General features: G+C 68.1%; 13 protein-coding genes. 6 read left to right on the top strand and 7 right to left on the bottom strand.

Annotated elements, in window-relative coordinates:
• The first annotated feature begins 45 nt into the window (after nt 1-45).
• From E2L08_RS04350 to E2L08_RS04340, 3 genes are read left to right on the top strand one after another with little or no spacing between them, the layout of a single operon-like run.
• The gene (locus E2L08_RS04350; RefSeq protein ID WP_240758111.1) at nt 46-801 is read left to right on the top strand and encodes a 5-oxoprolinase subunit B family protein; all 756 of its coding nucleotides are present in this window, start codon (nt 46-48) and stop codon (nt 799-801) included.
• The gene (locus E2L08_RS04345) at nt 798-1,817 is read left to right on the top strand and encodes a 5-oxoprolinase subunit C family protein (protein ID WP_133395837.1); all 1,020 of its coding nucleotides are present in this window, start codon (nt 798-800) and stop codon (nt 1,815-1,817) included. The genes E2L08_RS04350 and E2L08_RS04345 overlap by 4 nt, the downstream gene beginning before the upstream one ends.
• Nucleotides 1,814-2,569 (top strand): LamB/YcsF family protein, encoded by a 756-nt coding sequence (locus tag E2L08_RS04340; RefSeq protein WP_133395836.1) that lies wholly within the window; start codon nt 1,814-1,816, stop codon nt 2,567-2,569. Before E2L08_RS04345 ends, E2L08_RS04340 begins: the two co-directional genes overlap by 4 nt.
• Before the next feature lie 16 nt (nt 2,570-2,585).
• On the opposite strand, the gene E2L08_RS04335 is transcribed toward E2L08_RS04340, so the two are convergent.
• Together E2L08_RS04335 and nth are read right to left on the bottom strand one after the other, a co-directional pair.
• Nucleotides 2,586-3,569, bottom strand: coding sequence for an adenosine kinase (locus E2L08_RS04335; protein WP_133395835.1), 984 nt, complete (start codon nt 3,567-3,569; stop codon nt 2,586-2,588).
• A complete protein-coding gene (gene nth / locus E2L08_RS04330) occupies nt 3,566-4,213 on the bottom strand; it encodes an endonuclease III (RefSeq protein ID WP_133395834.1) in 648 nt (215 codons plus the stop codon). Before nth ends, E2L08_RS04335 begins: the two co-directional genes overlap by 4 nt.
• Before the next feature lie 93 nt (nt 4,214-4,306).
• Here nth and E2L08_RS04325 point away from each other — a divergent pair, with 93 nt between their 5' ends.
• Both E2L08_RS04325 and E2L08_RS04320 read left to right on the top strand, forming a co-directional pair.
• Nucleotides 4,307-5,173, top strand: coding sequence for a methylated-DNA--[protein]-cysteine S-methyltransferase (locus tag E2L08_RS04325; protein ID WP_133395833.1), 867 nt, complete (start codon nt 4,307-4,309; stop codon nt 5,171-5,173).
• Between the two features lie 104 nt (nt 5,174-5,277).
• The gene (locus tag E2L08_RS04320; protein ID WP_133395832.1) at nt 5,278-5,940 is read left to right on the top strand and encodes a YiaD family glycine zipper/OmpA-like lipoprotein; all 663 of its coding nucleotides are present in this window, start codon (nt 5,278-5,280) and stop codon (nt 5,938-5,940) included.
• Nucleotides 5,941-6,079: 139 nt separating this feature from the next.
• Here E2L08_RS04320 and E2L08_RS04315 read toward each other — a convergent pair whose 3' ends face one another.
• The 5 genes from E2L08_RS04315 to E2L08_RS04295 all read right to left on the bottom strand — a co-directional run bounded on the left by E2L08_RS04315 (nt 6,080) and on the right by E2L08_RS04295 (nt 8,655).
• Nucleotides 6,080-6,634 carry a F0F1 ATP synthase subunit B gene (locus E2L08_RS04315; protein WP_133395831.1) on the bottom strand — a complete coding sequence of 185 codons (555 nt, stop codon included), beginning with the start codon at nt 6,632-6,634 and terminating at the stop codon, nt 6,080-6,082.
• On the bottom strand, nt 6,631-7,179 hold the full coding sequence (locus E2L08_RS04310) for a F0F1 ATP synthase subunit B' (protein ID WP_133395830.1): 549 nt from the start codon (nt 7,177-7,179) through the stop codon (nt 6,631-6,633). The genes E2L08_RS04315 and E2L08_RS04310 overlap by 4 nt, the downstream gene beginning before the upstream one ends.
• 77 nt (nt 7,180-7,256) lie before the next feature.
• Nucleotides 7,257-7,493 carry a F0F1 ATP synthase subunit C gene (locus tag E2L08_RS04305; RefSeq protein WP_133395829.1) on the bottom strand — a complete coding sequence of 79 codons (237 nt, stop codon included), beginning with the start codon at nt 7,491-7,493 and terminating at the stop codon, nt 7,257-7,259.
• A 51-nt stretch (nt 7,494-7,544) separates the two neighbouring features.
• Nucleotides 7,545-8,330: a F0F1 ATP synthase subunit A gene (locus tag E2L08_RS04300; RefSeq protein WP_133395828.1), complete on the bottom strand. Its 786-nt coding sequence runs from the start codon at nt 8,328-8,330 to the stop codon at nt 7,545-7,547.
• A 4-nt stretch (nt 8,331-8,334) separates the two neighbouring features.
• Nucleotides 8,335-8,655, bottom strand: coding sequence for an AtpZ/AtpI family protein (locus E2L08_RS04295; RefSeq protein ID WP_133395827.1), 321 nt, complete (start codon nt 8,653-8,655; stop codon nt 8,335-8,337).
• 208 nt (nt 8,656-8,863) lie between these two features.
• Between E2L08_RS04295 and E2L08_RS04290 the strand changes: the two genes are divergently transcribed.
• Nucleotides 8,864-9,199: an ArsR/SmtB family transcription factor gene (locus E2L08_RS04290; RefSeq protein WP_133395826.1), complete on the top strand. Its 336-nt coding sequence runs from the start codon at nt 8,864-8,866 to the stop codon at nt 9,197-9,199.
• The last annotated feature ends 44 nt before the right edge of the window (nt 9,200-9,243 follow it).

Below are 9,243 nucleotides of genomic sequence, written 5' to 3'. Positions count from 1 at the left end.
ACCCCGAGATTGGCGGCGTTCGTACCGACCCGAAAAGGTGCCGCGGTGCCGCCCGATCCCGCCAGCCCTGCCCTAGATCCGCTTCCGCGGCTGACGCATGTCGGCCTTGGCGGAATGCTCGTCACCTTTGCCGACCGGCTCGACGATGCCGCCAACCGCGCCGCGCTGACCTTTCGCGCCGCCATCGACGCGCAGGGTTGGGAAGGGGTCGAGGAAACGGCAAGCTCGCTCGCCTCGGCCTATGTCGCCTTCGACCCCGTCGCCCTCGCGCCGGACATGTTGGCCGAGCGGCTGCGCGAGCTTCTGGGGCAGGTCGATCTCGTCGATCCGCCGCTTCCCGCGGGGAGGCGGCTCTGGACCGTTCCGGTCTGTTTCGAGGGCGAACATGCCCCCCAGCTCGACGATGCCGCGGCCGCGGCGGGCCTGTCGCGCAGGCGGGCCATCGACGAGCTTTGCGCCCGCCCCCTGCGCGCGCTGGCACTCGGGTTCGCGCCCGGTCAGGCCTATCTTGGCCAGTTGCCCGAGCATTGGAACATCCCCCGCCAGAGCGATCTGACCCCGCGCGTGCCCCAAGGCGCGGTGGTGGTCGCGGTGCGGCAGGCGATCATATTCGCGACATCCGCGCCGACGGGCTGGCGGCAGGTCGGCCACACCAGGTTCGCGCCGTTCCGCCCCGACGACCCCGCGGCGCCGATCCCGTTCACGCCGGGCGACGAGATCCGTTTTGCCCCGGTTTCGGTGGACGAATACGACCGGCTTGCCGGGCCGGACGGCGGCGCGACATGCGAGGTGCTGGAATGACGCGCGTCACGCTTGACGCCGTGGGGCCCGGCGCCACGGTTCAGGACATGGGGCGCAGGGGCTTTGTCGCGCAGGGCCTGTCGCGCGGCGGGGCCGCGGACCGACTCGCGCTGCTCGAGGCTGCCGCGCTGGTCGGGGGCGAGATTGGCGCCGCGCTCGAACTCGCAGGCGGGCGCACGCGGCTGACCGGCGATGCCCCGCTGCGCGTTGCGCTGACCGGCGCGCCCATGCGCGCGCAGTCGGGCGGGCGGGCGCTGACATGGAACGCGGTCCATTGGATCGAGGCGGGCGATACGCTGACGCTGGACGGGCACGGGCACGGCGTCTGGAGCTATGTGTCGTTTGGCGGGGGGATCGCGGGTGCCCCGCGGCTAGGCAGCCTCTCGGCCCATCTGACCGCCGGGATCGGTGCCATGCTCGCGCCGGGCGAGACGCTCGAGATCGGGGCGGATCGCGGGGACGCGGTGAACCGGGTGCTCGACGTCGCGGATCGGTTCTCGGGGGGCGAGCTGTCGCTCTTGCCTTCAGCCCATACCGCGCTTTTTGATGCCGAGACCCGTGCGCGCTTTGCCGCGACGGTGTTCACCCGCTCGCCCCGCAGCAGCCGGCAGGGCACGCGGCTCGACCATGACGGTCCCGTTTTCGCCACTGCCGGACAGCTCTCGCTTATTTCCGAGATCGTGACGCCCGGCGATATCCAGATGGCCGGGGATGGCACGCCCTATCTGCTCGGGCCGGAATGCCAGACGACGGGCGGTTATCCCCGGATCGGGGCGATCGCGCCGATGGACCTGCCCCGCGCGCTGCAATGCCCGCCGGGGGCGACGCTGCGGTTCCGCTTTGACGGGATCGATGCGGCGCTTGCCCGCCACAAGGACGAGGCGGCGCAACTGGCCGATCTGCGGCGGCGGGTCCGGCCCCTCGTCCGCGACCCCCGCGACATGGACGACCTGGGGTCCTACCAGCTTATCTCGGGCGTCACCGCCGGACGCCCCGACCAGGAGGAGCCTGCATGACCCGCATCGACCTGAACGCCGACATGGGCGAGGGATTCGGCCCCTGGCGCATGGGCGATGACGCGGCGCTATTGGGTATCGTCACCTCGGCCAATATCGCCTGCGGCTTTCACGCGGGCGATTGGGACACGATGGCCGCGACCATGCAGGCGGCCGTGGCGCGCGGGGTGAATATCGGCGCGCATCCGGGTTTTCCCGATCTCCAGGGGTTCGGGCGGCGCCAGATGAAAATGGACCCCGAGAGCGTCGGGCGGATGGTGCAATACCAGCTTGGCGCGGCACAGGCGATGGCGCGGGCCGCGGGCGGCCGGGTGCGCCATCTCAAGCTGCACGGCGCGCTCAGCAACATGGCGAGCGTGGATGGCGAACTGGCGCGGCACGCCTATGCCGCCGCGCTGGAGGTCGACCCCGACCTCGTTCTGATGGTGCTGGCCGCGACACCGATGCAGCAGGCGGCCGAGGCGCTGGGGGCCGATTTCGCCGCCGAAGTTTTCGCCGATCGCGGCTATGCCGAGGATGGCACGCTGATCCCGCGCGGACAGCCCGGCGCGATGATCCCCGATGCCGACGAGGCGGCGGCGCGCATATCCGACATGATCCGCGAGGGGGCCATCGTCACCGCGTCGGGCAAGCGCATCGAGACGCGCATCGACACGGTTTGCCTGCATGGCGACGAGCCGTCGGCGGTCGAGGCCGCGCGCAAGCTCCGCGCGCGGCTCGAAGCCGACGGAATCACGCTCGCCCCGTTCTGAGCGGCGCTTGCCCCTGTCAGAGCAGCCCTTCGGCCCGGAACAGCGCGGCCATGTCACGTTCGGGGCGCGGGCCGATATGGCCGATCACCTCGGCCCCGGCGAGCACACCCATGCGCCCGCAAGTCTCCATGTCGCGCCCCGAGGCATAGCCATAGATGAACCCGGCCGCGAACTGGTCGCCCGCCCCGGTAGCATCGACGGGGGTGACGCGCGTCACGGGGATCTCGGTCCGGGTGCCGTCGCGCAGGATGAGAACCGGATCGTCCGAGCGGGTGCAGACCACGGTGCGGCAGGCCGCCGCCGCACGATCCAGCGCCGTGTCGAGGTCGCAATCGTAAAGCGTCGTCCACTCGGCCTCGTTGCCGATGACGAAATCCATCTCGCCGGTCAGAAGCCCCTGGAAATCGTCGCGGTGGCGTTCGCAGCAGAACGGGTCCGATAGGGTGATGCCGGCCTCGCCGCCCGCCTCGTGCATCAGCCGGGCCGCCTCGAGAAAGGCGCCCTTTCCCTCTGGCTTGTCGAACAGGTAGCCCTCGAGAAACAGGATGCGGCCGTTGCGGAACGCCTCGGGCGGAACGCCCTCGCGCGAGAAATCGGCCCCCGCGCCGAGATAGGTATTCATCGAGCGTTCGCCGTCGGGCGAGACGAATATCATGCAGCGCGAGGTCGGCGTCTCGCCCCCCGGAACGGGGCGGTTGGGAAAGCCGATCCCGAACTCCTCCATCCCGGCGGCATAGGCACGCCCCAGCGCGTCGTCGGCCACCTTGCCCAGAAAGGCCGAGGCCATCCCCAGCCGTCCCAGCCCCGCGATGGTATTGGCCACCGATCCGCCCGGCGTCTCGGTGCGGTCGGTCATCGCGGCGTAGAGCTCTTCGGCGCGGTCGCGTTCGACCAGTTGCATGATGCCCTTTTCGATCTTCATGCGGTCGAGGAACGCATCGTCGGCATGGCCGATCACATCCACCATGGCGTTTCCGATTCCGATGACGTCATAGCTCATGGCAGTGTCTTCTCCGGGTAGGGGCAAAGGTCGGCGATCAGGCAGGCGCCGCATTTCGGCTTGCGCGCGACGCACACATAGCGCCCGTGCAGGATCAGCCAGTGATGCGCGTGAAGCTGGAAGGGCGCGGGCACGTTGTCCTCGATGGCGCGCTCGACGGCGACGACATCCTTGCCGGGGGCGATCCGGGTGCGGTTGCCGACGCGAAAGATATGGGTGTCGACCGCCTGCGCGGGATGGCGGAACCACATGTTCAGCACGACATTGGCGGTCTTGCGACCGACGCCCGGCAGCGCCTCGAGTGCCGCGCGCGAGGCCGGCACCTCGCCGCCATATTCCTCGTGGAGGATGCGGCTCAGCGCGATGACGTTGCGGGCCTTGTTGCGGTAGAGCCCGATGGACTTGATATGCTCGATCAGCCCCGCCTCGCCCAGGGCCAGCATCTTTTCGGGCGTGTCGGCCACGGCGAAAAGCGGGCCGGTCGCGCGGTTCACCCCCGCATCGGTGGCCTGCGCCGACAGGGCCACGGCCACGACCAGCGTATAGGCGTTGAGGTGATGAAGCTCGCCCACGGGCTCGGGCTCGGCCTCGCGAAAGCGGGTAAAGATCTCGACCTGCGTGGCATATGGCAAGGGTTTCGGCATCGCCGCCCTCTTGCCCCGCCGGATGCGCCGAGGCAAGCCGTTGGCGCAGGTTCCGGGTCGCGGCCGATGCAGCGGGCGGATAGGCTCGGTGTCATGGTTGCTCATCCCGCCCCCCCGCTCGAACAGGGCTATTACTGGCCCCTCATGCGCCGCGCCATCGAGCGTCTCGACGCGGGGCGCGATCTCAGCCTCGACCAGATCGCCGACGAGATGAACCTCAGCCCCGCCCATTTCCAGCGCGTCTTTTCGCGCTGGGCGGGGATCAGTCCCAAGCGGTTCCAGCAATACCTGACGCTGGGCCATGCCAAGGCGCTGCTCGACGCGCGGTTCACGACGCTGGCCACCGCGGACGAGACGGGGCTTTCGGGGACGGGGCGTCTGCACGACCTGTTCCTGCGCTGGGAGGCGATGAGCCCCGGCGACTATGCGCGCAAGGGCGCGGGGCTGACGATCCGCCACGCAAGCGCCGACGGCCCCTTTGGCCCGATGATCGCCATGGCGACCGACCGGGGGCTGTGCGGGCTTGCCTTTACCGCGGAAACCGGCCCCGAGGCGGCCATGCGGGATCTCTGCGGCCGTTGGCCGAATGCACGCTTTGTCGAGGATGCCGCCGCGCTCGCCCCCCATATCGAAGGCTTTGCCGCGACGCTCGACGGGCGGCCGGCCGAGACGCGGCTGCACCTCATCGGCGCGCCCTTTCAGATCAAGGTGTGGGAGGCTCTGCTGCGGATTCCCACCGGCCATGTCACCACCTATGGCGAGATCGCCGGTGCGATCGGCGCACCCCGCGCGGTGCGGGCCGTCGGCACGGCGGTCGGGCGCAATCCCGTATCGCTGCTGATCCCCTGCCACCGCGCCATCCGCGCGACCGGCGGGCTCGGCGGCTATCACTGGGGCCTGCCGGTCAAGCGCGCCATCCTTGCGCATGAGGCGGCCTCGACCGGCTTCGGGACCGGCTGACCCTTGGCAAAGCCCCGCCGAGCGCGCGATTCGCGTTGGGTTTTTCTGTCGCGGGGCCTAAGACTCACCTCAGGATGTGCATCCCTTATCGTCTTGAGGCTATCATGACCCTTCTGAAGATTCCGCTTCTCCTCGGCAGCGCCGCGCTCCTCGCGCTCGGTGCCTGCGTCAACCAGAACACGGGCGAGTTCTCGCGCACCCAGACCGGCGCACTGGCCGGTGCGGTGCTGGGCGCCGGGCTCGGCGCCTCGCGCGGTGCCGACAACCAGGGCGAGCGTCTGCGCAACGCCGCCATCGGCGCGGCGCTGGTGGGCGGCGCGGGTGCCGCGGGCGGCGCCTTTCTCGACGCGCAGGCGCGCGACCTGAGATCGGGCTTTGCCGATGGCCGGATCGAGGTCATCAACACCGGCAACCAGCTTATCGTGCGGATGCCGCAGGATATCCTGTTCCGCGTCGATAGCGCGACGGTCGCGCCGACGCTGCAATCGGACCTGATGACGCTGGCGCGCAACCTCATCAAGTATCCGTCGAGCTCGGTCACGGTGCAGGGCCATACCGACAACACCGGCTCGGCCGCCTATAACGAGAACCTGTCGCAACAGCGCGCAGCCTCGGTCGCCAATATCCTCGTCCAGAACGGCGTGCAGCAGCGGCGCGTCAACGCCGTCGGCTTTGGCGAGCGGCAGCCCATCGCCTCGAATCTCACCCCCGAGGGCCGGGCGCAGAACCGGCGCGTGCAGATCGTCATTACGCCGAACAACCGCTGACAGGCCGGCCAGCCCAGAGATCGAGGCCCGCATCCCCAGGATGCGGGCCTTTTTCGTGCCGCGGGGCAATCGCGATGGCCGGAACGAAGAAAGGCCCGCGTCGCCGCGGGCCTTTCGATCGGTCACGCCGGAACGCCGCCTAGTGCAGCTTGGCGCCCACCGTCTCGATCGCCTGGTCGATCAGGCGGTTCTGGCGTTCGGCATCGGACTGCTCGCGCAGCGCCTCGCGCGCGGCCTCGACCGCGACACGCACCGCGCGGTTGCGCACGTCCCGCACGGCCTGATCCTCGGCCGACTGGATCTGGTCGCGTGCGGCGGCAAGGCGGCGGTCGACCGAGGTCTGGAGATCGGCCTTGGCCTTGTCGGCATTGGCCCGTGCCTCGTCCCGAGCCGATGCGACGATGCGGTCGGCCTGGTTCTGGACATCCTTCTGCTTGCGCTCGTAGGAGGCCAGCAGCGTCTGGGCCTCTTCGCGCAGCTCGCGCGCCTCCGCCAGATCCTTGCGGATCGACTCGGCGCGGTTGTCGAGCATCGAAAAGACCGTGCGCGGAACCTTGTAGTACAGCAGGACCCCCAGAAAAATCAGGAAGCCGAGGCTGACCACGAAATCGGTGTTGTTCAGCGAGAAGAACGGGCCGGAGGCCGCGAATGCCGGCATCGGAAGGACGGCGAGGATCGCGAGATGACGGATCATGATGCCTGCCCTTTCACACGGGTTTCGACCTTGGCGTCGATATTCGCCGCCTCGGGATTGCCGCCAAGCGCCTCGACCAGCGCACGCGCGGTTTCCTTGGCCACCTGTTCCACGTTCGCCATGGCGCTGTCGCGGATCTCGGCGATGCGCGCCTCGCTTTCCTGCTGCTGCGCGGAAATCTCGGCATCGGCGCGTTTCATGGCGGCGTCGAGTTCGCCCTGCATCTCGGCGCGGTTCTCTTCGGCGATGCGGTTCGCCTCGGCGCGGGCATCGGCCAGCGCCTTGTCATAGCTTTTCTCGGCCTCTCCGGCCTTGAGCTTGAGCTCTTCGGCGGCGGCGATATCGTTGGTGATGGTTCCCTGCCGTTCCGCCAGGACACCGCTGATGCGCGGCAGCGCGAGGCGGGTCAGGACGAAATAGATCGAGACCAGCGCCAGCAGCAGCCAGAAGATCTGGTTGGGGAATGTCGAAAAGTCGAGCTGGGGCATACCGCTGGCGGTCGCTTCGCCCTCGCCCAGAACGGATTGAGTGGTATCGGTAGCCATCGGCCCCCTCCTGATGTCCGGTCAACGGACCGGACGGGCCGAAAGGGCCCGCCCGGTGGCAGAGACGTCAGGTCGTATCAGACGGCGAACATCAGCAGAAGCGCGACGAGGAACGAGAAGATCCCCAGCGCTTCGGCGAAGGCGATGCCGATGAAGAGCGTGGCGGTCTGGCCAGCGGCGGCCGACGGGTTGCGCAGCGCACCCGACAGGAAGTTGCCCGCGACGTGGCCCACACCGATGGCGGCGGCGCCCGAACCGATGGCGGCGAGGCCGGCGCCGATGAATTGACCCATGTTTGCAATATCGCCTTCCATGATCGTCTCTCCTTTACTGGAAGTTGTCGCGACGGGGGCTTTGGCCCGGCGTCAGTGCGAGGGATGCAGCGCGTCCTTTAGGTACACGCAGGTGAGGATGGTAAAGACGTAGGCCTGAATGAAGGCCACGAGCAGCTCGAGCGCATAGATCGCCGTGATCGCCAGCACCGGAACGAAGGCAAAGATCCCGAGCGCGCCGGCAAAGCCTGCGAACACCTTGAGCACCGCGTGACCGGCCATGATGTTGCCGGCAAGTCGGATGGAGTGGCTGACTGGGCGGACGAAATACGAGATCAACTCGATGATGGCGAGGATCGGACGCAGCACCAGCGGCGCCGAGCTGACCCAGAACAGGCCGAGGAAACCGACGCCATGCTTGACGAAACCGAGGATCGTGACGCCGAGAAAGACGAACAGCGCCAGCACCGCCGTCACCGCAATATGCGACGTGGGCGCGAATGACATGGGCAGGAGCGCCAGCATGTTGGCCAGCACGATGAACATGAACAGCGTCATGATATAGGGGAAATACTTGACCCCCTCCTTGCCGGACACGTCCTCGACCATCTTGTAGATGAAGCCATAGGACAGCTCGGCCACCGATTGCGCGCGCCCCGGCACGACCGCGCGGCCGCGCGATCCGACCACGAGCAGCAGCACGGTGCACAGGACCGCAAGCGCCATCCACAGCGTCGCGTTGGTCACGGTGAACATGCCGACCGGGCCATCGGAGAACAGCGGCTGGATCACGAACTGATCCATGGGGTGAATGTTCAGCCCGCTGCCGCCGTGATCCGCGCCGGCCTCGACGAGCGTTGCCGCCTGATCTGCTGCCATGCCCTCAGTCCCTCTCGTCCGTTGGCGGGGCGTCCCCCAGCCTGACCTCTTTCGCCGTGCGCATCATCACCTTGATGCCCGCGGCGAACCCCAGAAATATGAACAGCACCAGGAAAATCGGCATGGTCCCGAAAAGGGTGTCCAGACCGTATCCGATGCCAAAGCCGATCAGCAGACCGACCACAAGCTCGATGACCATGCGATAGGCGATCTCCGCCCCCGAATAGCCCTGTCCCGTCTTCGGGGCCGGTTGCGCCTCGCGGCGTTTCTCGGCCAGCCGCTTTTCCAGCGCCGCCATGCGTGCGCGTGTCGCGTCGTCCACCATGTCAGTAGACCCCCCGATCGGTCGGGCGGACCTTATGTCGAGCTTTCGGGGGCGTCAATCCGATCTATCATATTGGGTTTATTATGTTTTGTGCCGGAGTTGCCCCTCGACCGGGTAGTCGCTCGGCACCGGCTCACTCAACCCGGCGGTTGAACGACCGGCGCGATGCCGCATTGACGTGGCGCCCCGCCCGCTTCTAGGTCGGGCCATGTCGCGCGATCTCGATATCATCTTTTCGGCGCTGGCCGATCCGACGCGGCGGGCGATCCTCGCCATGCTGCTCGAGGACGACATGGCGGTGACGGATGTGGCGGCGCCCTTCGCCATGTCACTGGCCGCGATCTCGAAACATCTCGGGGTGCTGACGCGAGCCGGGCTGGTCGTGCAAGAACGACGCGGACGGGTCGTGTGGTGCAAGCTCGAACCGGACGCGATGGCAAAGGCGACGGTCTGGATCCAGGGATTCGGCCAGTTCGAGCCGATCCACCTCGACGATTACGAACGGTTCCTCGCCGCCGAGCGCCTGTCGCCACCGGTCGACTGACCGCCCCCAACGCAGAAAGGGCGCCCGAAGGCGCCCTTTCCATC

Origin of the sequence: Palleronia sediminis, from assembly GCF_004358695.1 — a bacterium.
GTDB lineage: Bacteria > Pseudomonadota > Alphaproteobacteria > Rhodobacterales > Rhodobacteraceae > Palleronia > Palleronia sediminis.
The sequence above is the reverse complement of the archived record's forward strand: the minus strand, read 5'-3'. Positions and strand labels throughout refer to the sequence as shown.